The organism is Sciscionella marina DSM 45152, from assembly GCF_000379465.1.
Lineage (GTDB): Bacteria > Actinomycetota > Actinomycetes > Mycobacteriales > Pseudonocardiaceae > Sciscionella > Sciscionella marina.
Genome location: NZ_KB905403.1, coordinates 461,496 through 483,946 on the forward strand (window position 1 = coordinate 461,496; position 22,451 = coordinate 483,946).

Genomic DNA, 22,451 nt, shown 5'->3' on the forward strand with positions numbered 1-22,451 from the left:
TCAGCCGCTGCTGAATGAATGCTCGCGTGACGTTGTATTCGAGCTTCAGCCATCGGGCGAGGATCAGTACCGAAATCGTCCGGGCACCGCAGCACGTAACGCCAGGGCGAGGGATTGTGCGTGTCCACCCGTAGTCCAGGTGTCATCGATCAGCAGTATATGTGCGTTTTCTGGTAGGTGATGCGCGATATGGAAGTGTTCGCCCGACAATCCGCGCGGGTTGTCCGTTACCCGTGGGGCTACCTGGACCTCCGTGGTCCGCGCGAATCGGGTGGCGTAGTGGTGCAGTTGATGCTCACCTTGCCGTCCGGCGAGTGAGGGAACACTCGCCCAGTGGGCTATTGGGGTTCCAGCCAGCGCTTCCACGCATGCGGTGTGGTGCAGTGCGAGTCCGAGCGTGCTGGCCACGATGCGCTGATGTAAGGGTGGCGGGCGTTCACTTTTGTAGCCGCGCATCACGTAGCCCGACTGGCGACCTGCGATGGCATAGGTCATGATTCCGACACGATCGGCCAGTAGCTCGCCTGCTGTTGCGCGGTGTTCGTGGCACCGGAAACAGCGCTCAAAGCCGTCTACCGGTGTTGTGCAGACGGAACAGGTGACCAGCCGCTCACGAAGTGGATTGCGGAAATAACCACCGGCCGAGCGTGTCAGGATCACGCGCAGGTGATCTACGGATGGCTCGGTCATGCCGAGGCGGTCCCGAGCGGGCTCAGGGCGCGCTCGACCTCCAAGTCTTCTCGCGCCAGCTCGCCGACAATCGAGATGACTTCCTCGCTCGTGCTTGCGATATGCACTCGGGGTCGGTGCCGGAGTTCCTTTGCCCAGTCGGTGTTGTTCAGCACGGAGGTTGTGAGCACGACCGGCCGACCGTGCTCGACGGCGAGCCGGGCCTGGATCCGAGTGCCGCTGTGTTCACCGGCTTCCACGATGACGGTGGCGAGGCTGTATCCGGACATGGTGGCGTTGCGCTGCGGAAAGTGCTGGCTTCGCGGCGCTGAACCAGGCAGGAACTGTGAAAGGACCAGGCCGTCTTCGCCGATCTGGTCTTGCAGTGCCCGATTCTCGTTCGGGTAGTACCTGTCGATTCCGGTACCGACGACCGCAACGGTGCGTCCGCCTGCCGCGAGCGCTGCCGAGTGCGCTGCCGTATCGATTCCGGCGGCAAGACCCGCGACTACCGTGATGCCTTCGGCCACGAGTGATCGGGCGACCTGGGAGGCGAACTCGCGTCCGCCCGCTGACGCATTCCGTGAACCGACAACGGCGACAGCGCGGTCCTTCGGAACCACTGTCCCCTTGGTGAACAGCAGGGCCGGAGCCTGATGAACCTCGCGCAGCTTCGTCGGATAATGGTCATCAGCGATAGTGAGCATTGACAGCCCGGCAGCGCGCCACGCGATGATCGTCTGCTTCGCCTCTGTCAGCTGATCGAGTTCCTCGACCGGGTCCAGCAGCGTCGGAGGCTGGGTTGCTCGCCACACTGCAAGTGCGCTGCCTTCGGCCAGCACATTGGTGGCGATCTCCTGGCGAGTCTGCTCGGTTGACCGTGCCGAGAGCAGCGCCAGGAGGGCAGCCTGCTCAGTCACATCGGCGTCGTCCACTCGCCAAGTGTCCGAGTGGGTGCGTGCCCTCGGGGCAAGGGACACGCTGAATTTGTCGAACTTAGGTTCGATCGTACTCGATCCCATTTAGCTAAAGTCTTTAGGTATATGTACGCTAGCTATAGCTAGACGGGAGAAGGCTTATGGCACGTGTCGGATTGACCACGGAGCGGCTGACTCGCGCCGGTGCGGAGCTGGCCGATGAGGTCGGCTTCGCGCAGGTGACGGTCTCGGCGCTGGCCAGAAGGTTCGATGTGCAGGTCGCGAGCCTGTACTCGCACGTCAAGGGCTCGGCGGAGCTCAAGACGGGGATCGCGCTGTTTGCGCTTGCCGAGCTCGCGGACCGGGTGACCGAGGCGCTGGCCGGACGAGCGGGCAAGGACGCCCTTTCCGCGTTCGCGAACGCCTACCGCGATTACGCGCGGGAGCACCCTGGGCGGTTCGCGGCCGCCAAGCACCCGCTCGACGCGGAGACGGCCGCCGCGAGTGCCGGGCCCAGGCATGCGCAACTGACCAGGGCGATCCTGCGTGCCTATGACTTGGACGAGCCGGACGAGACGCACGCGGTCCGGCTGCTCGGCGGCGTTTTCCAGGGCTTCGTGACCCTGGAACTGGCGGGCGGATTCGCGCACAGCTCTCCCGATGCGCGGCAGAGCTGGGACTGGGCCATCGAGGCCCTGGACGCGCTGCTGCGCAACCACGCGACAACCGACGGGGAATGAGAACGATGATCAGCACACCCATCACCGCGGAGCTGCTGCGCGGGGCACTCGAACTGGAGCGCACCGAGAATGGCCTGCTGCCGCACCGACTTCCGGCATGGGCCCGTGCCCAGGCCGCCGATCCGCAGCTGACGATGGCGGAGGCGCAGCCTTCCGGGGTCCGACTCGCGTTCCGCACCACGGCCACCGTGGTGGAACTGGACACGCTGCGCACCAAGCGCGCCTATATCGGTGCCCCGCCGCGCCCGGACGGCGTCTACGACCTGCTCGTCGACGGCCGGCTCACCGCGCAGTCGGGTGCGACCGGCGGCAACGTGCTGACCATCGATCTGCGCACCGGATCCGCGACGCGGGAACCCGGCCCGGTCGGCACCGTGCGGTTCGACGGCCTGCCCGGGCACGCCAAGGAACTCGAAATCTGGCTGCCGCACAACGAAACCACCGAGCTCGTCGCACTGCGCGCCGATGCCCCGATCGAAGCGATCACCGAACACACCCGCCCGGTGTGGCTGCACCACGGCAGCTCGATCAGCCATGGCTCGGACGCGGCCAGCCCCACCACGACCTGGCCCGCGCTCGCCGCCTCGCTCGCGGGTACCGAACTGGTCAATCTGGGGCTCGCGGGCAGCGCGATGGCCGACCCGTTCACCGCCCGCACGCTGCGCGACACCCCGGCGGATCTGCTCAGCGTCAAGCTCGGCATCAACGTGGTCAACGGCGACCTGATGCGGTTGCGCGCCTTCGGTCCCGCCGTACACGGATTCCTGGACACCATCCGGGAAGGGCACCCGGATGCGCCGCTGCTGGTGATCTCGCCGCTGTACTGCCGGATCCACGAGGACACTCCCGGTCCCGCCGCCTTCGACTTCGAGGCGCTGGGCAGCGGGCGGCTGCGGTTCCGGGCGACCGGCGACCCCGAGGCACGCAGCGCGGGGAAGCTGACGCTCACCGTGATCCGCGAGGAACTGGACCGGATCGTGCGGCGGCGCGCGGCCGAGGACCCGAACCTGCACTACCTCGACGGCCGCGAGCTCTACGGCGAGGCCGATTTCGCCGAACTGCCGCTGCCCGACGAGCTGCACCCGGACGCGGCGACGCACCGGCGCATCGGGGAACGCTTCGCCAAACACCTCGCCGAACTGGTGCGGTGATGGCTGGTCACCACGCGAGGAGCAGCAGGGCGGTGCCGAGCAGTTCGACGAGGAAGTAGCACCAGATGGGATAGAACGCCCTCGGCCGGTCGATCAGGGCGGAGAGCAGCCTGCCGAGGGCCATGCCCCCGAGCGCGGCGGCGACCGTGATCACCGCACCCTCGCGGATACCATCGAGGTCGAACGCGGCGAGCAGCAGCACGGCGGCGATGGCGAGGCCGAATCCGCCGTAGACCGCACGGACCTCGGCGCGCGCTTCGGAGCTGTCTGCGCTGAGCCGGAACGGCCGGGCCAGCGCGGCGGGGGCGATGAGCGCATAGCAGCCCATGCCGAGAAAGAACGCGCAGACGATGAGGATCAGGACGGTACTCATGGCAGCGTGGTTTCCTCCGGCGGATCGGCTTCCGTGCGAGCATCGGGGATGTGGACGATCCCGCGCTTCCGGAAACGTGCTGTGCCGCGGACGAGTCCCGGATCTGGATCAGGCCGGGGCAGGCCGCGTATCTGGGGCCCGCGCTGCGCCTCGGCGCGCATTCCGGCTCGGTGGACTGCTTCGCGCTCGGGTTGGACGCGGACTTCACGCTGTGCGCCGAGGGCATCGGTGAGCGGCGGGCGCGCAGTGCCCTCATTCCCGCGCGACAACCTCATCTGCTTTCCGCGCACGGCCGCATGTTGTTCTGCTACCTGGATCCCGGATCGGCCGCCGCCGAGCGGATCCGGGAGCGGATGAGCGAACACACGAGCGCGGCACGGTTCGGGTTCAGCGGGGAACGCGAGCTGATCCGGCGGGTGCGGGCCACGGGGCCGCGCGAACTGTTCACGAACCCGGATTCCGCGCGGCTCGATGAGCGGATCCGGGTGGCGCTGCGCATCATGCGGGCCGATCCGGCGAACGCCCCGAGCGCGGATCGGCTCGCCCAGCAGGTGCACCTGTCGAGCTCGCGGTTCCTGCACCTGTTCTCCGCGCACACCGGGACGAGCTTTCGCCGCTACCGGTTGTGGAACCGGATGCTCTGCGTGGCCGCGGCGATCGAGGCCGGACATGACCTGACCCGGGCCAGCACCGTGGCCGGGTTCGCCTCACCCGGTCACTTCAGCGACAGTTTCCGGGCCATGTTCGGCCTTCCCGCGAGTACTCTGTTGGCCGGGCGGGTGCGTATCACGGTGCTCGAACCGGGTGATCCTGCGTCATGATCGGATGAGCGAATGTTCTACACGGGTGCGTCCGAGCGCACGCTCGCTTTCGCCGCGCTCATCGAGGGCTTCTTCGGATGCCTCTGGTTCGGCTGGGGCCAGGAAGGACCACCGGCCTGGGCCGTGCCAGTGCTGATCACCGGCCAGATTCTCGCGGTGCTGCTCCTGCTGGGCGGTGTCGTGGCGATTCTCCGGTCACCACGGGATTCCTCGCCGCTGCGGGACCGCGCGGCCGCCCGGCGGTACGGAATCACCGTCGGGGCGGAGTTCGGCGTGTGCGGTGTCGGCGCGGCGATCCTCGGTGCCACCGGACATGCGGAGTTCATCTCCGCCCTGATCTGTTTCGTGGTGGGAATCCACTTCACGCCGCTGAACCGGGTGTTCCCGGGGATCGGCATGCTCGCGCTCTCCGGTGCGGTGACCGCGGTGGCCGTCGCGGCCCTGATCACCGGCCTGGCCAGCCCCGTGCTCCCGAGCACCGTCACCGGGCTCGGGGCCGGGCTCTGCCTGCTCGGGCACGGCGCCGCGCTGCTGGCCGGGTCACTGAGCCGGAAAACCCCTAGCCGAAAGTCTCCAGCAGCAGCTCGGTGAGCAGGGCCGCGTCGGCATCGAAGGCGACGTGCGCAGTGGGCTCGTCCGGGGTGTGCGGGCGCCGGTCCATCACGGTGCGGCCGATCGTGAGCGGGCTCGTGGTCTCGACGCGGACCGGGATGTGCTCGGTGGTGATCAGTTCCGGGCGCACAAGGCAGGCGGTACACACCACATCGTGCACCGGCGCGGCATCGGTGCCCGGCAGCATCGCCGTATAGGCCTCGATCCGTTTGCCGATGAACCGCGCGCAGGCGGTACCGGCCGGGGTACCGAGCGCCCCGAGCGCGTCCACGCTCGCCCTGCTGATCAGCGCACGATGGGTGGCGTCCAGTGGAACGAGGGTCAGCCGCTCGAATCCGGCGGAGAACACGACCGCGGCCGCTTCCGGATCACCCCAGATGTTGAACTCCGCGGAGGCGGTCACATTGCCGACCGCGTGCCCACCGCCCATGATCACGAGTTCGGCAACGGACTCGGTCAGCCCGGGATCGATCGCGAGCGCGGTGGCGATATTGCTCAGCGGGCCGACCGCGACCAGGGTGAGCGGATCGGTGACCGTGCGCAGGGTTTCGACGAGGAATTCGACCGCCCCGGTGCCCGCTGCGCTGCTGTGCGGTTCCGGAATGTCCAGGGCCAGACCGTGCGGATCGGCTTTCCCGTCCCGTTCGTAGTGCCGCGGCCCCGGCGAACCGTTGCGGGCCAGCGGGCGGGAAAGGCCGCGGTACACCGGAATATCGGAGCGCCCGATCCAGTCGAGCACCCGCAGCGTGTTGTCGGTCGTATTGGTGACCGGGACATTGCCGTTCACCGTGGTCACCCCGAGCAGTTCGAGTTCGGGATGCAGTGCCGCGAACATGATCGCGACCGCGTCGTCGGTTCCGGTGTCCACGTCGAGAACGAGCCTGCGCGTCATACGCGGCACGCTATCGCGTGAACCCCTGGGTCAGCAGCGGCCAGGAGCGGTGCAGTTCCCGTTGCCAGTAGGGCCAATCGTGCGTGCCGTCGCCGTAGAGATCGGTCGTCGCGGGGATTCCGGCCTTCTGCAGCGAATCGGTGAACATCTTCGTGACGGTGCCCATTACGCCCTCGACGGGATCGAATCCCTTACCCGGTTTGTCGAGCTTCCCCGGTTTCCCATTGCCCGAGGAGAAGAACAGCCGGGTGCCGCGCAGTTCGCGGACGTGCGCGATCGGATTGTTCTGCTGCCAGATCACGGATTCCCGGTTCGGGTCACCCCATAGCGCGTTCGGATCGAGACCGCGGGCGAACATCAGCAACTGCAGCGCCTGGGGCACCGCGGGGAACGTGGTGTCCAGTAATCCGCTGTACGAGGCGGCGGCGCTGAACATCCCGGGGCGCAGCTCGGCATAACGCATCGCGCCGAATCCGCCCATGGACAGTCCGGCGACCGCGCGCTGATCGCTCGCGTGATAGCCGCGCTCCAGGATCTGCGGGAGCTCGTCGAGATGGAAGGTCTGCCACGCGGGCTTGCCGTGCAGCCAATCGGAGTAGAAGCCGAAGGTGTCGGCGGTGGGCATCGCGATGATGACGTGCTTGTCCCGCGCGAACCGCTGGATGTCGGTGAACTTCGTCCACGCGGTGTAGTCGGCGTCGTCATTGGCGCCGTGCAGCAGGTACACGACCGGCCAGCTGCGCCCGGATTCCGGCGACCAGCCGGGTGGCACGATCAGCCGCACCATGGCGTCCCTGCCGAGCGCGGTCGAGGAGATCGTGAGGTCCATGGTTCGGTCGCCGAGCCATTTCTGGGTCACGACATGGGCCCCGTTCGCACTGCGCGGGGTGACCGCCGATGCGGTGCCCGGCGCGGTGAACAGGGCGATGAGCAGTGCTGTCAGCGCGACGCGGCACGCCATTGTGATCCGCCTCATATTTTGACGGTAGGTATTGCTCCCCTCCAAGGGGTACCGCCAGGCGGGTAATCCTCGGTGACCGAATGGCTACCCGGCGAAGGTACGGGCCGCCTCGAGCAGGGCGTCGTTCTCCTCGCGCGTCCCGATGGTGATCCGCGCCCCGGAATCGGCGAAGGCGCGCACGATCACCTTGTGCCCGAGGCAGTGTTCATCGAAGGCCGCAGTGCGCGCCCCGAGGGGCAGCCAGACGAAGTTGGCCTGGCTCGGCGGCACCTCGTAGCCGTACTCCTGCAGCGCCGAGCGCACCCGCGCGCGTTCGGCGATGATCTCCCGGCAGCGCGCCATGAGTTCCTCCTCGGCGTCCAGCGAGGCGATCGCCGCGGTCTGGGCGAGCATGTTCACCGCGAACGGCACGGCGACCTTGCGCAGTGCCTCCGCCACCGGGACCGGCGCGGCGCAGTAGCCGACGCGGATCCCGGCCAGCCCGTAGGCCTTGGAGAAGGTGCGCAGTACCGCGATGTTCTCCCGGCCCTCGGCCCAGCAGCGCTTGGCGAACTCGATGCCGTCCGGGACCTCCGGGTCGTCCACGAACTCCCGGTAGGCCTCGTCGAGCACGATCAGCACGTGTTCCGGGGCCGACTCCACGAACCGGGTGAGCTCGGCCCCGGTCAGCGTGGTCCCGGTCGGATTGTTCGGCGAGCACAGGAAAACCACCCGGGTTTCCGGGGTGATCGCGGCGAGCAGCGCGTCCACGTCGAGCGCGTGTTCCGGGGTCGTCGGGACCGTGATCTGGGTGGTGCCGACGACCTGGCTCAGGATCGGGTACGCCTCGAAGGAGCGCCAGCCGAACAGCACCGCATCCGCCGGGGTGCATGTGGCCTGAATCACCATCTGGCACAGGCTCACCGAACCGCAGCCGACGACCACCCGCCCGGGCTCGAGATCGAACCGTTCCGCCAGGCGGGAGACCAGCGCCTGGGAACCCGTGTCCGGGTACCGGTTCACCCCCGCGGCCGCCTCGGCGATCGCCGCGCGGACGCTCGGCAGTGGACCAGCGGAAACCTCATTGCTCGCGAGTTTGATCGCCCCCTGAATGGTCTTCCCGGGAACGTAGGCGGGCAGCGTGGCGAGGTCGGCGCGTGGCAAGGAGGTCATGGGCACAGCTAATCAGGATCGGCTCCCGCGGCGGAACCGGGAGGAGGCCGGTAACCGTCGGTGAAGTGTTGACTCGTGATCGCACCGACCGGTTGGCTTGCCCGATGACCCAAACCTTCACCGAAACGGTGCGGCTCACCGATGGGCGCGCACTGCGGATGACCATCGCCGAACCCGAGCACGCGGTTCGCGGCGGGCTGATCGTGCTCCACGGGGATGCGGCGGCCGATATCCCCGCGACACTCGCGTGCGAGGGCTGGCTCACGGTCGTCCCCGAATCCGGCGAGGGGCAGATCATCGAAGACTTCGACGCGGCCGGGGTGTGGCTGTCCGAGCGGGACATCTCCTCCGACCGGCTCGGTGTGCTCGGTTTCGATCTCGGTGGCGGATACGCGCTCGAGATCGCGGCCAAGCGGTCCATCGGGGCCGCGGTGAGCATCGCCGCGCCCGGGATCCTCGAACCGGGCTCGGCGAGCCTGCCCGCGCTGCGCGATATCGCCGGCGAACTGTCCTGTCCCTGGCTCGGCGTCTACGGGGACGCGGACGGGTTCGCCACCGCCGAGGCGATCGAGGTGCTCAAGCGCGCGGTCGCCGGTTCGGAGGTCGCCCACGACGTGCTCACCGTGCCCGGCGAGGAGCACCGATTCGACCGTGATCAGGAGGTCGCGGCCGGTGTACTGCACCGGGTCGTCAACTGGTTCGACGCGCATCTGCGGTGAGTGGGACATCTGCCCCTAGGTTGTGCCAGGCACGGGTGGGTGTATTACGCTGGGGCCGCCTCCGCGTTCCCGTCCATCCCCCCAACGGTCGAGCGCGGAGGCCCATTACCAAGGAGGCCGAAAAAGCCGATTCGGCCAGGTGAGATCCCCTTGACGGACAAAGGGGATCGGCTTGCTGGAGGTCGGTTTGGTATCTACCGGCACAGCATCCACGGTCCGTGGTGCTCCCGTTCGCGGGCGCGCTTAGGTACTGTGCCAACCGTGAATGCTGAGCCAGAAGTCTTGTGGCGTCCGGAAAAACCCGAGCAGACCGCGACCGCGCGGTTCCGCGACTGGCTGCGGGAGCGGCACGGCCTGGAACTGGCCGACTACGCCGAGCTGCACGAGTGGTCGGTCGCCGAACTCGAGGCCTTCTGGTCCGCCTTCGCCGAATACGCCGGTGTGCGGTTCCATCAGCAGCCGAGCTCGGCGCTCGGTACCCGCACCATGCCCGGTGCGCAGTGGTTTCCCGGAGCCACGCTGAACTATGCCGAACACGCGCTCACCGGCCGGGCCGACGACGCGCTCGCCGTGGTGTTCGCCCGCGAGGACGGGCTGCGCGACCGGGTCACCTACGGACAGCTGCGCGCACAGGTCGCCGAGGCACGTGCGGGACTGCGTGCGCTCGGGGTCGGCCGCGGCGACCGGGTGGCCGCGTTCGCGCCCAACTGCGTACAGACCCTCGTCGCCTTCCTGGCCACCGCGAGCCTCGGCGCCGTGTGGTCCTCGTGTTCCCCCGACTTCGGTGCGCACGCGGTGATCGACCGGTTCGCCCAGATCGAGCCGAAGGTGCTCATCGCCGTGGACGGGTACCACTACGGCGGGAAAGTCCGTTCCGTGCTGGACACCGTCACCCAGGTGCGCGAGGCCATCGACGCGGAGTGCGTGCTGATCGACTACACCGGTACCGGTTCCCTCGAGGGCACCCTGCCGTGGAGCGAGTTCACCGTCGAGCGCGGCGAGCTCGACTTCGAACCGGTGCCCTTCGACCACCCGCTGTGGGTGCTCTACTCCTCGGGAACCACCGGACTGCCCAAGGGAATCGTGCACGGGCACGGCGGCATCGTCGTGGAACACCTCAAATCCCTGCGCCTGCAGATGGATCTCGGCAAGTCCGACCGGTTCTTCTGGTTCACCACGACCGGTTGGATGATGTGGAACCTGCTCGTCTCCGGACTGCTCGTCGGCTCGGCGATCGTGCTCTACGACGGTTCCCCTGGATATCCCGACATGTCCGCGCTCTGGCGGCTCGCCGCCGAGGAAGGCGTCACCTACTTCGGTACCTCGGCCCCGTTCATCCAGGCCTGCCTCAAGGCCGGGATCGATCCGCGCGCCGAGTACGACCTCAGCGGAGTGCGTGCCCTCGGCTCCACCGGGGCACCGCTTTCCCCGGAAGGATTCAGCTGGATCGGCGAGCACATCGGGGAACGCGTGCAGATCTGTTCCGTCTCCGGCGGCACCGACCTGTGCACCGCCATGGTGTGCTCCGCCCCGGACGTTCCTGTCTGGCGCGGTGAACTCTCCTGCGCCGCGCTCGGTTCCGCCGTCGCCGCCTACGATCCCGAAGGTCGTCCCGTGCTCGGCGAGGTCGGCGAACTCGTGATCACCGAACCCATGCCCTCCATGCCACTGCGGCTCTGGGGCGATGCCGATGGCAGTAAGGAACGCGAGGCCTACTACGAGATGTACCCCGGGATCTGGCGCCACGGCGACTGGATCACCATCACCGAACGCGGCTCAGCCGTGATCCACGGTCGCTCCGACTCCACCCTCAACCGCGGCGGAGTGCGCATGGGGACCGCCGAGTTCTACCGCGTCGTGGAAGGCTTCGAGGCGATCGCCGACTCCCTGGTGATCGACACCTCCGCGGGCGGGGCCGAAGGCAAACTCCTGTGCTTCCTCGTGCTCGCGCCCGGGACCCAGCTCGCCGACGTCGAGCCCGAACTGCGCAAAGCCGTGCGCAGCGAACTGTCCCCGCGCCACGTGCCCGACGAATTCCACCTCGTCCAGGCCATCCCGCGCACCCTCAACGGCAAGAAATGCGAGGTCCCCGTCAAACGCATCCTCGCGGGTACCCCCGTCGAGAAAGCCGTCTCCCTCGACGCGCTCGCCAGCCCCGAAGCGCTGCAGCCCTTCATCGACCTCGCCGTGGAGCGATCCGGGTGATCGGCGTGATCGGTCTGATCCGCCCAGCGCAGCGCCGGTTCGGTGAGCAAACCGTAACCCGCGTGCGGAGCCTGCGAACGGGTGTGTAAGCTATCTTCTGCACATAGCCGAAGGCTCCAGGAGGCTTCGCCTAGTCTGGTCTATGGCGCCGCACTGCTAATGCGGTTTGGGTTTACGCCCATCCCGGGTTCAAATCCCGGAGCCTCCGCGCTCGTCGGTTCGCCGACGACACAACTGAAGACGGCCAACAGGCCATGCGCCCGTAGCTCAACGGATAGAGCATCTGACTACGGATCAGAAGGTTTGGGGTTCGAATCCCTACGGGCGCGCAACGTTTTTGCAGTTCAGGGGCGGCTTCTCGGGTGTTACCGAGGAGCCGCCCCTGACTTATCCCTTTATCCATCCCTGTAACTGCAGGGATGGCTCTGTGCTTATAGGGATTACGTTGTGTAGTTGTGACTGGTTGCTGCTTCCATCGAGGCGCGGTGTGGGGGTGTCAGCGGTCGGCACGGTGTTCTGAACTGTGTGCACCGGGGCGCACGCCCTGCTTTGGTTGGTGCTGCGGTGCTGCGGTGCTGCGGTGCTGCGGTGCTGCGGTGCTGCGGTGGGGTGAGGGGCTTGTGGGTTGGCGTGTTTCGTGGAGCGGGTGGGGTTTGGGAGTCCTGCGTTGTTGCGGCAGCGGGACGCGGTGTTGCTGGAGTTGGTTGCGGATCCGCTTGGGGTGGTGCGGGTTTGGGCGTTGTCGCCGTTGATGTTGGATCAGGCCGTCGCCGGGTGGCGTGCGGCCGGTGTTGGTGTTGTCGGGGTTCGGGCTCGGTGTGAGTTGCTGTGTGCCGGGACTGGGTGGGCGTGCGCGCGGGGCTGGTTGGTGCGGGATCCGTTGGCGGGTGTGGCCCGGTTGCCGGGGACGCAACCGCGGTTGCAGTTGCCGGTGCCGGTGGTGCGCGAGCTGGTGATGGTTGGGCATTGGTTGGCGGAGCAGGCTGAGCGGGACTGGGGTGGTTCGCGAGGTTCGTGGTTGCGGTGGTTTCGTGCCGAGCAGAGGTGTCTGCAGGTGCTGTTACTTGCTGAGAGTGGGCTGCGTCGCGGTGAGTTGGCGGGGCTTCGTACCGATGACCTGTGTGGCCAGGGGTTGTGGGTTGAGCGGGCGCGGAAACCGGGTCGGTGTGGTGGCGTGATTACGGGGGCGACGAAGTCTTATCGACATGACCGGCTGTCTCTGTCTCGAGCCACGGCGCTCTACTGGCGGCAACACATTCGCACTTGGTATCCGGATTCCTTGGACAGGGCGCGATGGCTGTTCTGTGCTACCCCGGATACTGATGTCCCGCTTGTCCCGGGGACGGTCGCGGCGCGGCCGGTGTTCCTGGCCAATCACGTTGACCGGCGAATCGCCATAGATGTGGCGCCGCATCGGATTCGGCACACCGTTGCCTGCGTTCTGACCGGCTGGGGCGATCCCGGCGCGGTCCAACGGCGTCTGCGGCACCGCCGGCTGGGCACGACCATGGTCCACTAAGTGGACACCAGCCAACTGGGCGACGACACCCAGCATGGCGCTGATCTGGCATGCGAAGTACTTCGCCGACGTCCCCGCGCAGCAGGTGGTGTCATGGTGAAATGGGCTCTTATTGCACGGTGCGGGCGAGGATTCCGAGGGTGGCGCGGAGAGCGTCTGCGGAGATGACGGGGAAGATGGCGCGTTCGCGCCAGGCCGGGTCGATTTGTGACCAGTCGTAGTAGGAGGTCACCAACGTCGTAGCGGCGTCGGGGTCGGCGGGTTCGAGCTGGTAGCCGTAGACGTGCCCGATGGGTGGGCGCTGTTGGCCTTCTATGGTCCAGGCGAGTTCCCGGTTTTCGATGTATTTGGTGATACGTACGGTTACGTCGTATCGTCCGAGTGGGTAATCCCCGAGGGCTTCGCGGTCCATGTGTACCACGAACCGGTCGCCCTCGGCGCCCACGCGGTGCCCGTCGGCGCTCATCAGCATTCCGGAGCTGTCGATGGTCACGTGCCCGCGCGGGTCGCACAGCACCTGGAAGATCACCTGAGGACTCGCGTCGATCCTGCGTTGCGCCGAGAGCCTTGTTTCATCACTCACCTCGCCCAGTCTAACCTTTGTGTGGTGGCCGTACGGGCACGCGGGTATTTCCCAACGAACAAGCAGCGCTCAAATGCCTGTAGCTTGTGACGACGGACCATGTGCTGGAAGCCAGTTCTCGACGCGTTCTTCATCACTTTCGGTAACTGCTGGCCGGGAGCCGAACAGTACTCACAACACACGCCGGAAATACCGTCCGCGCGAAAGCCCTCTACAGCCCCGAGACCAGCAGCATGGTCCTGGTTGCTCAACAAGACACCGAGAGATGCAGTGCCCAGTGGTGCCATACGCCAACAGGTAGGTGCCAGCTCGCGACAGGGTTCTCTAGCCGATGCTCGGCTGGGACCTTCGCGTCGAGGGGCCGATCCCTCGTTTTGCGTGTCCGGTAGTTCCATCACCAGTCAGCCACACGCGAACACAACAGCACAAGAAAACACGCCCCGTGGGACGAATCAACACGATTTGGACGCGGAAATCGTACGGATCAGAAGGTTTGGGGTTCGAATCCCTAGGCGCGCCAGAGTTTATGCAGGTCGAGGGAATTCCACCGGCGGCATTCGGTGGAGCTCCCTTGGTTTGTTCCTTTATCCATCCCTTTAAGTCGGGGCCCTGCCGGGCCGGTAAAGAAATGTTTTTGAGGCTGTTTTCCTTGCGGTGTCAGCGAATTCGGTGCCACGGTGCCGGTTAGACCACTTGTCGGCGTAATTGTTGTCTGTCCCCTACGAGATCTGTCAGATGTTCAAGCGACAGTCTTGCTGACCGGGTCTTGGTATCGATCTCGCCCTGATGGAGAAGTTCGTGCGGCTGCGTCAAGTGCGGGTGCTCGTCCAGTAGCGCTTGGCGATGTTCAGGTGGAAGGAGCATTCGAGGGCGGTCACGGCCTGGTGGGACCCGATGTCCGTGGTGAGGAAATCCGCCAGTTCCTCCTCGTTGTGGAACACGCCGTCCCAGGTGAGTGTGGGTTTGGCGGCGACGAGGCCGAGGAATCGGGTCGCCGGATGTGTGCGTAGCGCGGCGGTCAGCTCGTCGGTGGCGTGCGGCAGGCAGGAAATGCTGAGCACGACTTCGGTCTGGTAGCCGAGCTGGTGTGGGTCGATTTCGACGCGCGGCCGGAGCATCCCGGAGTCGAACAGGGCGGTCGCGGTGCGCCGGGCCCGTGATTCGGTGATCTCGAGGCTGCGGGCGATCTCCGAGTGGGGGGTGCGGGCGTCGGTCCGGAGTAGCCCGGCCAGGTCTCGTTCGAGCGGGCCGAGTTCCTGGTGGCGTTGGCCGCGCTCGGTGATGGTGTGCTCGGTGAGGGCGGCGCGCTGCTCCTCGCCGAGCCGGGGTAACCGCCAGGCCGCGGAACTGGTCAGCCTGCGTAGCACCCATTCGCTGCGGACCGTGCGGATTCCCGCGATCCGGGGCAGCTCGGTGGTCAATGCGGTGGTGGTGGCCTGTCTGGTCATGCCGTGCAGCACGGTGTAGACGTCGCCGCGTCCGGAGCAGACGCTGACGAAGGTGGTGTCCGTCCGCGCGGCGAGTGCCGTGGCTACCTCGTGTGCGGCCCCCGGTTCGGTGTCCAGCCACACGTTCACCGGAACCCCTTCGGCGAGCAGTGACCAGTCGAGCTCGCAGATGACCCGGAGCAGATCATCCTCGACCAGGCGCGCGTACCGGCGGGTCACGGTGCGCGCGGAGACACCGATGGCGCGCGCCAGTATGTCGAAGGGCGCGCGGGGCGCGTGTTGCAGGGCGGCGACCAGGTCGAGGTCGACCTCGTCCAGGCAGGGTGCCTCGGCCATCGTGTTCCTCTCCTCGGTGTCGGCGGCGAGCTTAGCGCAGGAATCCGGCAGGTGTAGACTTGCCTGAATCAGGCGTCGAGGAGCTCTATCTTGAATGAATACGGCATTATGTGCGATGCTGACGCTCGGGTATGAACAAACCTCGATGGTCAACGGAGAAGGAGGTGGCGGATGTCGTCGGTGCGCCCTGGGGGAGTCAAGATCTTCGTCATCTCCGGTGTGGGCACGACCCTCGAGTACTACGACTTCCTCATTTACGGCACCGCTGCGTCGCTGGTGTTCAACAAGCTTTTCTTTCCGGTGAGCGATCCGCTGATCGGCACGCTGTTGGCCTTCGCGGCGTTCGGCACCGGTTTTCTCGCCCGGCCGATCGGCGGCGTCCTCGCCGGTCATTGGGGTGACCGGCTCGGCCGCAAGCGGATGCTGATGCTGACCCTGGTGGTGATGGGCACGTCCACGGTGCTGATCGGAGTGCTCCCGGGTTACGCCACGATCGGTGTCTGGGCGCCGATTCTGCTGGTGCTGCTGCGGTTGGTGCAGGGATTCGCCTCCGGCGGCGAGTGGGGTGGTGCGGCACTGTACGGGGTCGAGTCGGCACCGCCGGGCAAACGCGCGCTCTACGGCAGCTTCACCGGCGCGGGGATCAGCATCGGCGGGCTGCTTGCGGTGCTGGTGTTCGCCGCGATCTCGGCGCTGTTCCCGGATTCGATGCAGACCTGGGGCTGGCGGGTACCGTTCCTGCTCAGCGCGGTCCTCGTCGTGGTCGGGCTGGCCGCGCGCCGCGGTGCGGGGGACACCCCGGAGTTCGAGCGCACTGAACGGCCGCCGCGGATTCCCTTGGTGACCGTGTTCACCGAGCATCTGCGGGCGCTGTCGCTCACTTTCGGGCTGAGCATGGGATACAACGCGATCGCCTATCTCGGCTTCTCCTTTTTCCTCACCTATGCACTCGCCGTCGGACACACGCAGGCGCAAAGCCTTGCGGCGCAGGCGATCTTCCTGACCGGTACCACCGTGTTCTCGTTCGTCTCCGGCGCGCTGGCCGATCGCTTCGGCCGTCGTCCGGTGGTGTGCATCGGTGCCGTGCTCACCGGGATCTACCTGTTCGCGTTCTTCTGGATGGTCCACCAGGGCAACGATTTCCTGTTCTATCTGGCGTTCGCGCTGGCATCCCCGCTGACCGCTTCGATGAAGGGCACCACCCCGGCGATGATCGCCGAACAGTTCCCCGCCCAGGTCCGCTACAGCGGCGCCTCGCTGGGCTATCAGCTTGGTGCGGCGCTCGGCGGCGGTCTCGCGCCCACTCTGGCCACGCTCGTGTTCGTCTCCTCGGGCAAGGCGTCCTGGAGCGTTCCGTTGCTCGGCGCGGGTGTCGCACTGCTCGTACTGGTCTGTGCCGCGCTGTTGCCCGAAACCGCGCCGCGCCGGATCGGCGAGCGCGCACAACCCATTCCGGAGGTAGCCAAATGATCGAGGTAGCCGGCATCCACGACTGGCTCGCCGGACATCGGGACGAGCTGGTCGCCGATCTCGGCGCGCTCGTCGGTTACGAGAGCCCGAGCGGGGATCCCGCACTGCTCGCCGAGACCCTGAGTTGGCTGGAACGCTGGATCGGTGACCGGCTGGGCGCCGCGGACCGGCGCGAGCTGACGGCCGGCGGGGAACACGGATCGGTGCTCGTGCTGGATTTCCCGGGCCACGGCACGGCGCCGGTCGTGTTGCTCGGGCACTACGACACCGTGTGGCCCGAGGGAACCCTGGCACAGTGGCCGTACACGGTGGACGGTGACACGGCGAGCGGACCCGGCACCTTCGACATGAAGGCCGGTCTGGTGCAGGCGTTCTGGGCGTTGCGAGCCTTGGCGCGCAACGGATACACCATGCCGCCGGTGCGGATTGTGCTCAACGGCGATGAGGAAATCGGCAGCCCGGTTTCCCGGCCGGTGATCGAGCGCGAGTGCGCGGATGCCGCCGCGGTGCTGGTGTTCGAGGGCAGCGCCGCGGGCTCGGTCAAGACAGCGCGCAAAGGGGTCGGGATCTTCGAGATCGCGGTCACCGGGCGCGAGGCACATGCCGGACTGGACCCGGAGAAAGGTGCGAGCGCGGTCGATGAACTGGCGCGGGCCACGCTCACACTGCACGCCTTGACCGACCTCGCGGCGGGAACCTCGGTCAACGTGGGGCTCGTACACGGGGGCACCGCGAGCAACGTGGTCGCCGGAAACGCCGCGGCCACGGTGGATGTGCGGGTGCGAAGCCGGGCCGAACAGGACCGTATCGCGAGCGCGCTGACCGGACTGCGCACAACGGACCCGCGGGCGCAGATCACGGTCAGCGGGGAGTGGAACCGGCCGGTCATGGAACGCAGCGCAGTGGCGGGAAAGCTCGCGGAACTCGCCAACCGGGCGGGCGCCGGACTCGGCCTGGATATCGGCGAGCGCGCGGTCGGCGGAGCCAGTGACGGCAATTTCGTTGCCGCACTGGGGGTTCCGGTGCTGGACGGGATCGGCGCGGTCGGGGATGGCGCGCATGCCAGGCATGAACACGTTTCGATCGCTGCCATGACCGAGCGTGCCGCCGTGGCCGCCGCGGTGATCGCCGAATTCACCGGCAACCTTGGAGGACCGCTGTGAAGATCGAGGGAATCGAAATCCTCCGGCTCAGACTGCCGTTGCGGCACCCGTTCCGCACCTCGTTCGGTGCGGTGCACGAACGCGAAGTGCTCCTGCTGCGCGTGCTCACCCCGGATGCCGAGGGCTGGGCCGAATGCGTCGCGTTCAGCACCCCCATGTATTCCTCGGAATACGTGGACGGCGTTGCCGAGATGATCCAGCGGTTCCTGATTCCGCGGCTGCGCGAGGAACGGGAACCCACCGCGGAGCAGCTCGGCGAGTTGTTCGCCCCGGTTCGCGGGCACCGGATGGCGAAAAGCACCGTGGAGACCGCGGTTCTCGACGCCCAGCTGCGCACCCACGGGCTCGCACTCGGCGGTTACCTCGGCGCCACCCGCGAACGGGTTCCGGCCGGGGTATCGGTCGGGATCCACGATTCGATCCCGGAACTGCTCGATGCCGTCACCGGATACCTCGACGAGGGCTATGTGCGGATCAAACTGAAGATCGCGCCCGGCTGGGATATCGAGCCGGTGCGCGCGGTCCGGGAACGCTTCGGGGACGAGCTCGTGCTCCAGGTCGACGCCAACTCCGCGTACACCCTCGCTGACGCGCGCGACCTCGCCCGGCTCGACCCGTTCGACCTGCTGCTCATCGAGCAACCGCTCGGCGAGGAACAGCTGCGCCAGCACGCCGAACTGGCCTTGCAGCTGCGCACTCCCGTGTGCCTGGACGAATCGATCGTCTCCGCCGGGGCCGCCGCGGACGCGATCGCGCTCGGCGCCTGCCGGATCGTGAACATCAAACCCGGGAGGGTCGGCGGCTACCTCGAATCACGGCGCATCCACGATCTGTGCCAGGCCAACGGAATCGCCGTATGGTGCGGCGGAATGTTGGAAACCGGGATCGGGCGCGCGGCCAACCTCGCCCTCGCCGGACTGCCCGGGTTCACCTTGCCAAGCGACACCTCGGCCTCCTCCCGCTACTACGCACAGGACATCACCGAACCCTTCGAACTCCGGGACGGTTGCCTGGAAGTGCCTACCGGTCCCGGAATCGGCGTCTCTGCGGACCAGGACGCCCTTGCCGCGCTCACCACCGCGCGGCAGTGGATCGCCTTCTGATCATCGGAGAGCATCAGGAGCGTTAGGGGTGTGTCATTCGAACGACAGCCCCCGACGACGGTCTTGGTCCAGACGAATGGTTTGGGGTTGGCGTTTCAATCGTTGGTCCACTGTCGTACGCCGTTTTCCAGTGCGGTGACGCTGCGGTGGGCTGAGCGGCGAAGACGCCGCCGCCTACGCGGCCCTCGGCGCCACCGTTGTCACCGTCACCGTTGACACCACTGCACTCACCGACATGGTTGACGTTCACCTGCAAGATGCTCGAAAATGGTGCTCGCCGCGCACCCTGCTGCCGACCATGAAGCGGCGCACAGTGCCCGACAGCCCGCACGGGCCGTTCCTAGCTGTTCACACAATGAACTATTCGCCGAGTTGGGATCACATAGATGAGCCGAACGATTCAAATCGCACCGTCTGACCTTATTCACTGGGTCACATGGGAATCGATACCAGGATCTTCCGAGGTACGCGACCGCTGCAATCCTCAGTTCGTCGCATCGGCGTTGTCAGAACTGGACGGAGCTCGAGTCGTCTCGGTCGACATCAACTCCTCTGGCGAGTGCGAGTTGCCGGCACCGCCCGGCTTCGAAGATCTCCCCGGTTGGGGCACGATGACCGGCCTGCCCGAGTACTGCGAGGTCCGCGTCGAACAATTCAGCCCGGGCGGCGCTACCGCCCAGGTCACCGTGTGGGTGCCACTCGACTGGAACGGTCGCTTCCTGGGGACCGCGGGCTCCGGCAACCGCACGAATAGCGTCTATGTTCCGTCGTTCGACATCCTGCGTGTACTGACTCCGACGATGGCGCTGAAGAACGGCTTCGCGACAGCCACAACCGACGGCGGCGTCGGGCTGGACGAGCCGCGGATGTTGGACTGGCAGTTGGATGAGGACACCGGCGAACTGAACTGGGACCTCATCCAGAACTGGGCGCACCGCAGCGCTCACGAGATGACCATCATCGGCAAGGCCGTTACCGAGACTATCCACGGAGAGGCGCCCGAATACTCCTATTTTTGCGGCTGCTCCGGAGGTGGCCGACAGGCGCTTGTACAAGCGCAGCGCTACCCGGACGACTACGACGGAGTGTGGGCTTCTGATCCCGCGATCAACTGGACCAGGTTGATTACCGCCGAGCTTTGGCCGGCGCTGGTCATGAAGGAGTATCACAATCCGCTGTCCCCAGCGAAGCTGCGAACGTTCCGTACTGCCGCACTCACGGCCTACCCGCAGCGCGACCAGGCAGATTCACACGAGTTGATCGCATTCGACGCCAGTGCCGTCATCGGCACCAACACCCCGGACGGGGAAATCACCGCCACCGATGCCGAGGTTATGCAACAAATCTGGGACGGGCCAAGAGCCGCTGATGGTGAATTCCTCTGGTACGGCCTCCATCCCGGAGCGGAAAGCTGGGGAGACAACATACTCAAGACCGGCCTGTGTATGACACAGGAACAAGACGGCGGGCTCGTCCCGGCACCGTTCGAAATAGCCGCGTCATGGTTTCGGACGTGGCTACTGAAAGACTCCGACTGGGATTGGACGACGCTGACCTTCGAGTCGTACGAAGAACTGTTCCGCCAAGGAGTTCAAGAATTCGCCGAGGTTGCCAGCGACAGCGCCGACCTTTCCGGTCTGCGCGATAGCGGTGGAAAGCTGATCCTGTCGCACGCGTTGAACGACGAGCTCATCTTCTCGCAGGGCTCCATCGACTACTACAAGCGTGCCGTTGTGGCGACCGGTGAAGTGGGCGGCTTCTTCCGACTCTTCTGCTCGCCCGGCGATGGTCACAGCCACGTGGACGCCGGTCCGGGACTCACGATCGCTCGCGGTATGGCCGCGCTCATGGAGTGGGTAGAGGAGGGCAAGGCGCCTGATTCGATCACCGCGGAAAGGTTTGATCTCGAACTGCAAAAGATTGGCGATGAGGAGCCAGTACCCGCTTTCACGCTCTAGTGCGACAGTCTTTTTCTGCCCGTCCGGATCCCGGACCGTCCGGGCACGTCGTTTGACGCTGAGGAAATCTTTTTGCTTTCTTCAAATCAAACTTCTGCCGTAGCAGCCTACCGACGCTCCGCAGTGAGGTTCGGTAGCTACCGGAAGAATGACGCTATTCTCCCGATCCGCCGAGCTTGCCGACCTCCGAGTAGGTCGGCTGGTGCGCCTCGAGTCCGCCGTCCACGTTGAGCGTCGTGCCCGTCACGAACGCGGCATCGTCCGAAGCGAGATACGCCACCGCCGCCGCGATGTCCTCCGGCTTGCCCAGCCGGGCGTGAGCGTATTGGACAGGAACACCTCCCGCATCTCTGCGGGCATGAACTCCGTAGCGGCGGGCGTCAGCATGAGTCCGGGATTGACGGCATTGCACCGAATCCTCTGCTTGCCGTACTGGGTGGCCACGTACTTCGTGAGCATCATGACGCCGCTCTTGGAAGCTGCGTACGCCATCTGCGTTCGATCGCCGGCCTGCCCCTGTGTCGACGCGGTCATCACGATCGAGCCCCCACCATGCTCCAGCATGTACGGAATCGCATACTTGCAGCCAGCGAGATATCCACGCAGGTTGATCCGCATGGTCGTATCCCACGTATCGAAATCGATATTGAGAACATTGGTGTCCTTCGACGCGTGCTCCGGCGAGAGAATCGCTACGTTGTTGTGCAAGACGTCAAAGCGCCCGAAGTGCGCCGCTGCGTTATCCACCAGCTGCTTGATGGAGCCGGTGTCGCCGGCATCGAACTGCACGGCGAACGCTGCGTCACCGATCTCCTTTGCGACTTGTTCCGCGCCGTCCCGGTTCAAGTCTCCGAGAACGACCTTTGCGCCTTCGCTCGCCAGCCGCCGCGCTGTCGCCGCCCCGATGCCCGACGCGCCGCCGGTGACGAGCGCTACCTTGCCATCGAACCGTTGACCAACCGCCATACTCTGCCACCTCTTTCAGATTCGTCTCGCACCAACTTGGGAGTCCAGTACGCTGCGCCGACACGTGCCGAAAGTCAACGGGCCCATGAGGCAAGCGCCTGTTCGACAGTGACGGCGCCAGTCCCGGGTGCGCTGCGGATGTGTGTCGGCGTGACGCTGAAGCGCGGAGCCGGAGCGGGTTGGTTCACCTCGCTCACCTCGGTGTATGTTTCGCGGGCCGCGAGCTGTGCGTGGTCTTTCGCCTCGCTCAGCGAGAGGACGGGCGCGACACAGGTGTCGGTGTCGGCGAAGTGAGCTGTCCAGTCACGACGTGTGGCGCGAGTGAACTGCTCGGCGATCCGTTTCCGGAGATCGGGCCACCGTTCCGGATTCGAGCGCTCGGTCTCGTCGGCCTGGTGCACTACATCCGGCGCAGCGTCGCCGACGGCTTCGGTCTGCTCGCGCCCCTGGCCGGCCGGATCGAGCCCACCACCGCGATGGACCAGGTCGGGGCCAGGGCCGACGCCCGCACCCATGCCCTCGTGGCACGAGTACATGACGACGGAGCACTCCGCACCGACGTCACCACCATGGACCTGTCCCTGCTCATCGATCAGTTCAGCCGCCTCCCGGCACCACCCGACCAAGGCTCCCCACCTGCGAGACCGTCTGCTGGGCATCGCCATTGACGGCCTCCGCTCGACCACGAACACG

The 22,451-nt window shown here is 66.4% G+C and carries 23 protein-coding genes, 2 tRNA genes and 1 pseudogene; 15 read left to right on the forward strand and 11 right to left on the reverse strand.

The annotated features are described in order from the left end of the window. Positions 1-63 precede the first annotated feature (63 nt). Positions 64-690 carry a hypothetical protein gene (locus A37U_RS51915; protein ID WP_157183032.1) on the reverse strand — a complete coding sequence of 209 codons (627 nt, stop codon included), beginning with the start codon at positions 688-690 and terminating at the stop codon, positions 64-66. Beyond that, positions 687-1,604, reverse strand: a complete 918-nt coding sequence (locus A37U_RS0126890) for a DNA-processing protein DprA (protein ID WP_020499775.1) — start codon at positions 1,602-1,604, stop codon at positions 687-689. Before A37U_RS0126890 ends, A37U_RS51915 begins: the two co-directional genes overlap by 4 nt. A 143-nt stretch (positions 1,605-1,747) precedes the next feature. Here A37U_RS0126890 and A37U_RS0126895 point away from each other — a divergent pair, with 143 nt between their 5' ends. Together A37U_RS0126895 and A37U_RS0126900 are read left to right on the forward strand one after the other, a co-directional pair. Beyond that, complete coding sequence (locus A37U_RS0126895) at positions 1,748-2,326, forward strand: TetR/AcrR family transcriptional regulator (RefSeq protein WP_020499776.1); 579 nt, start codon at positions 1,748-1,750, stop codon at positions 2,324-2,326. Between the two features lie 5 nt (positions 2,327-2,331). Next, positions 2,332-3,477, forward strand: coding sequence for a GDSL-type esterase/lipase family protein (locus tag A37U_RS0126900; RefSeq protein WP_020499777.1), 1,146 nt, complete (start codon positions 2,332-2,334; stop codon positions 3,475-3,477). A gap of 7 nt (positions 3,478-3,484) precedes the next feature. On the opposite strand, the gene A37U_RS0126905 is transcribed toward A37U_RS0126900, so the two are convergent. Next, on the reverse strand, positions 3,485-3,850 hold the full coding sequence (locus A37U_RS0126905; RefSeq protein ID WP_020499778.1) for a DUF4345 family protein: 366 nt from the start codon (positions 3,848-3,850) through the stop codon (positions 3,485-3,487). A gap of 50 nt (positions 3,851-3,900) precedes the next feature. Between A37U_RS0126905 and A37U_RS0126910 the strand changes: the two genes are divergently transcribed. Together A37U_RS0126910 and A37U_RS45445 are read left to right on the forward strand one after the other, a co-directional pair. Next, positions 3,901-4,671, forward strand: a complete 771-nt coding sequence (locus tag A37U_RS0126910) for a helix-turn-helix domain-containing protein (protein ID WP_020499779.1) — start codon at positions 3,901-3,903, stop codon at positions 4,669-4,671. Between the two features lie 12 nt (positions 4,672-4,683). Beyond that, positions 4,684-5,262, forward strand: a complete 579-nt coding sequence (locus A37U_RS45445; RefSeq protein WP_020499780.1) for a hypothetical protein — start codon at positions 4,684-4,686, stop codon at positions 5,260-5,262. Here A37U_RS45445 and A37U_RS0126920 read toward each other — a convergent pair. From A37U_RS0126920 to hisC, 3 genes are all read right to left on the reverse strand, one after another. Then, positions 5,231-6,175, reverse strand: coding sequence for a nucleoside hydrolase (locus tag A37U_RS0126920; RefSeq protein WP_020499781.1), 945 nt, complete (start codon positions 6,173-6,175; stop codon positions 5,231-5,233). The two genes, A37U_RS45445 and A37U_RS0126920, sit on opposite strands and share 32 nt — an antisense overlap. 10 nt (positions 6,176-6,185) lie before the next feature. Then, the gene (locus A37U_RS0126925; RefSeq protein ID WP_026197644.1) at positions 6,186-7,151 is read right to left on the reverse strand and encodes an alpha/beta hydrolase; all 966 of its coding nucleotides are present in this window, start codon (positions 7,149-7,151) and stop codon (positions 6,186-6,188) included. A gap of 69 nt (positions 7,152-7,220) precedes the next feature. Further along, positions 7,221-8,288 (reverse strand): histidinol-phosphate transaminase, encoded by a 1,068-nt coding sequence (gene hisC / locus A37U_RS0126930; RefSeq protein WP_020499783.1) that lies wholly within the window; start codon positions 8,286-8,288, stop codon positions 7,221-7,223. A 104-nt stretch (positions 8,289-8,392) separates the two neighbouring features. On the opposite strand from hisC, the gene A37U_RS0126935 reads away from it, so the two are divergent. From A37U_RS0126935 to A37U_RS55040, 5 genes are all read left to right on the forward strand, one after another. Beyond that, a complete protein-coding gene (locus tag A37U_RS0126935) occupies positions 8,393-9,007 on the forward strand; it encodes a dienelactone hydrolase family protein (RefSeq protein ID WP_020499784.1) in 615 nt (204 codons plus the stop codon). A 252-nt stretch (positions 9,008-9,259) separates the two neighbouring features. Next, positions 9,260-11,212 carry an acetoacetate--CoA ligase gene (locus A37U_RS0126940; RefSeq protein WP_026197645.1) on the forward strand — a complete coding sequence of 651 codons (1,953 nt, stop codon included), beginning with the start codon at positions 9,260-9,262 and terminating at the stop codon, positions 11,210-11,212. A gap of 119 nt (positions 11,213-11,331) precedes the next feature. Then, a tRNA-Ser gene (locus A37U_RS0126945) sits at positions 11,332-11,420 on the forward strand. Positions 11,421-11,468: 48 nt separating this feature from the next. Continuing rightward, positions 11,469-11,541, forward strand: a tRNA-Arg gene (locus A37U_RS0126950). Positions 11,542-12,167: 626 nt separating this feature from the next. Further along, a complete protein-coding gene (locus A37U_RS55040; protein WP_420806264.1) occupies positions 12,168-12,731 on the forward strand; it encodes a tyrosine-type recombinase/integrase in 564 nt (187 codons plus the stop codon). 109 nt (positions 12,732-12,840) lie between these two features. On the opposite strand, the gene A37U_RS0126960 is transcribed toward A37U_RS55040, so the two are convergent. Then, a complete protein-coding gene (locus tag A37U_RS0126960) occupies positions 12,841-13,314 on the reverse strand; it encodes an SRPBCC family protein (RefSeq protein ID WP_026197646.1) in 474 nt (157 codons plus the stop codon). Positions 13,315-13,341: 27 nt separating this feature from the next. Here A37U_RS0126960 and A37U_RS55045 point away from each other — a divergent pair. After that, positions 13,342-13,485 (forward strand): annotated as a pseudogene (locus tag A37U_RS55045) (IS256 family transposase); the annotation flags it as partial. 638 nt (positions 13,486-14,123) lie between these two features. Here A37U_RS55045 and A37U_RS0126965 read toward each other — a convergent pair. Then, on the reverse strand, positions 14,124-15,098 hold the full coding sequence (locus tag A37U_RS0126965; protein WP_020499789.1) for an Lrp/AsnC family transcriptional regulator: 975 nt from the start codon (positions 15,096-15,098) through the stop codon (positions 14,124-14,126). A gap of 171 nt (positions 15,099-15,269) precedes the next feature. Between A37U_RS0126965 and A37U_RS45450 the strand changes: the two genes are divergently transcribed. The 4 genes from A37U_RS45450 to A37U_RS45455 all read left to right on the forward strand — a co-directional run bounded on the left by A37U_RS45450 (position 15,270) and on the right by A37U_RS45455 (position 20,792). Beyond that, positions 15,270-16,568, forward strand: a complete 1,299-nt coding sequence (locus A37U_RS45450; RefSeq protein WP_020499790.1) for an MFS transporter — start codon at positions 15,270-15,272, stop codon at positions 16,566-16,568. Continuing rightward, positions 16,565-17,731, forward strand: a complete 1,167-nt coding sequence (locus A37U_RS0126975) for a M20 family metallopeptidase (RefSeq protein WP_020499791.1) — start codon at positions 16,565-16,567, stop codon at positions 17,729-17,731. Before A37U_RS45450 ends, A37U_RS0126975 begins: the two co-directional genes overlap by 4 nt. Then, positions 17,728-18,834 carry an o-succinylbenzoate synthase gene (gene menC, locus A37U_RS0126980; RefSeq protein ID WP_020499792.1) on the forward strand — a complete coding sequence of 369 codons (1,107 nt, stop codon included), beginning with the start codon at positions 17,728-17,730 and terminating at the stop codon, positions 18,832-18,834. Before A37U_RS0126975 ends, menC begins: the two co-directional genes overlap by 4 nt. Before the next feature lie 386 nt (positions 18,835-19,220). Next, the gene (locus A37U_RS45455) at positions 19,221-20,792 is read left to right on the forward strand and encodes a tannase/feruloyl esterase family alpha/beta hydrolase (protein WP_157183034.1); all 1,572 of its coding nucleotides are present in this window, start codon (positions 19,221-19,223) and stop codon (positions 20,790-20,792) included. Between the two features lie 154 nt (positions 20,793-20,946). Here A37U_RS45455 and A37U_RS55050 read toward each other — a convergent pair whose 3' ends face one another. The 3 genes from A37U_RS55050 to A37U_RS55055 all read right to left on the reverse strand — a co-directional run bounded on the left by A37U_RS55050 (position 20,947) and on the right by A37U_RS55055 (position 22,159). Continuing rightward, positions 20,947-21,072, reverse strand: coding sequence for a hypothetical protein (locus A37U_RS55050; RefSeq protein WP_276142617.1), 126 nt, complete (start codon positions 21,070-21,072; stop codon positions 20,947-20,949). Next, on the reverse strand, positions 21,036-21,758 hold the full coding sequence (locus A37U_RS53915) for an SDR family NAD(P)-dependent oxidoreductase (protein WP_276142619.1): 723 nt from the start codon (positions 21,756-21,758) through the stop codon (positions 21,036-21,038). The genes A37U_RS55050 and A37U_RS53915 overlap by 37 nt, the downstream gene beginning before the upstream one ends. A 74-nt stretch (positions 21,759-21,832) precedes the next feature. Further along, on the reverse strand, positions 21,833-22,159 hold the full coding sequence (locus A37U_RS55055; RefSeq protein ID WP_051111734.1) for a CoA transferase: 327 nt from the start codon (positions 22,157-22,159) through the stop codon (positions 21,833-21,835). Between A37U_RS55055 and A37U_RS53920 the strand changes: the two genes are divergently transcribed. Next, positions 22,049-22,426: a hypothetical protein gene (locus A37U_RS53920; RefSeq protein WP_240437676.1), complete on the forward strand. Its 378-nt coding sequence runs from the start codon at positions 22,049-22,051 to the stop codon at positions 22,424-22,426. The two genes, A37U_RS55055 and A37U_RS53920, sit on opposite strands and share 111 nt — an antisense overlap. Positions 22,427-22,451: the final 25 nt, after the last annotated feature.

Coding starts and splice junctions, on each gene's coding strand:
- A37U_RS51915 (WP_157183032.1), bottom strand. CDS start 690: ATGACCGAGCCATCCGTAGATCACCTGCGCGTGATCCTGACACGCTCG.
- A37U_RS0126895 (WP_020499776.1), top strand. CDS start 1,748: ATGGCACGTGTCGGATTGACCACGGAGCGGCTGACTCGCGCCGGTGCG.
- A37U_RS0126900 (WP_020499777.1), top strand. CDS start 2,332: ATGATCAGCACACCCATCACCGCGGAGCTGCTGCGCGGGGCACTCGAA.
- A37U_RS0126905 (WP_020499778.1), bottom strand. CDS start 3,850: ATGAGTACCGTCCTGATCCTCATCGTCTGCGCGTTCTTTCTCGGCATG.
- A37U_RS45445 (WP_020499780.1), top strand. CDS start 4,684: ATGTTCTACACGGGTGCGTCCGAGCGCACGCTCGCTTTCGCCGCGCTC.
- A37U_RS0126920 (WP_020499781.1), bottom strand. CDS start 6,175: ATGACGCGCAGGCTCGTTCTCGACGTGGACACCGGAACCGACGACGCG.
- A37U_RS0126925 (WP_026197644.1), bottom strand. CDS start 7,151: ATGAGGCGGATCACAATGGCGTGCCGCGTCGCGCTGACAGCACTGCTC.
- hisC (WP_020499783.1), bottom strand. CDS start 8,288: ATGACCTCCTTGCCACGCGCCGACCTCGCCACGCTGCCCGCCTACGTT.
- A37U_RS0126935 (WP_020499784.1), top strand. CDS start 8,393: ATGACCCAAACCTTCACCGAAACGGTGCGGCTCACCGATGGGCGCGCA.
- A37U_RS55040 (WP_420806264.1), top strand. CDS start 12,168: ATGGTTGGGCATTGGTTGGCGGAGCAGGCTGAGCGGGACTGGGGTGGT.
- A37U_RS0126965 (WP_020499789.1), bottom strand. CDS start 15,098: ATGGCCGAGGCACCCTGCCTGGACGAGGTCGACCTCGACCTGGTCGCC.
- A37U_RS45450 (WP_020499790.1), top strand. CDS start 15,270: ATGTCGTCGGTGCGCCCTGGGGGAGTCAAGATCTTCGTCATCTCCGGT.
- A37U_RS0126975 (WP_020499791.1), top strand. CDS start 16,565: ATGATCGAGGTAGCCGGCATCCACGACTGGCTCGCCGGACATCGGGAC.
- A37U_RS45455 (WP_157183034.1), top strand. CDS start 19,221: ATGAGCCGAACGATTCAAATCGCACCGTCTGACCTTATTCACTGGGTC.
- A37U_RS53915 (WP_276142619.1), bottom strand. CDS start 21,758: ATGGCGGTTGGTCAACGGTTCGATGGCAAGGTAGCGCTCGTCACCGGC.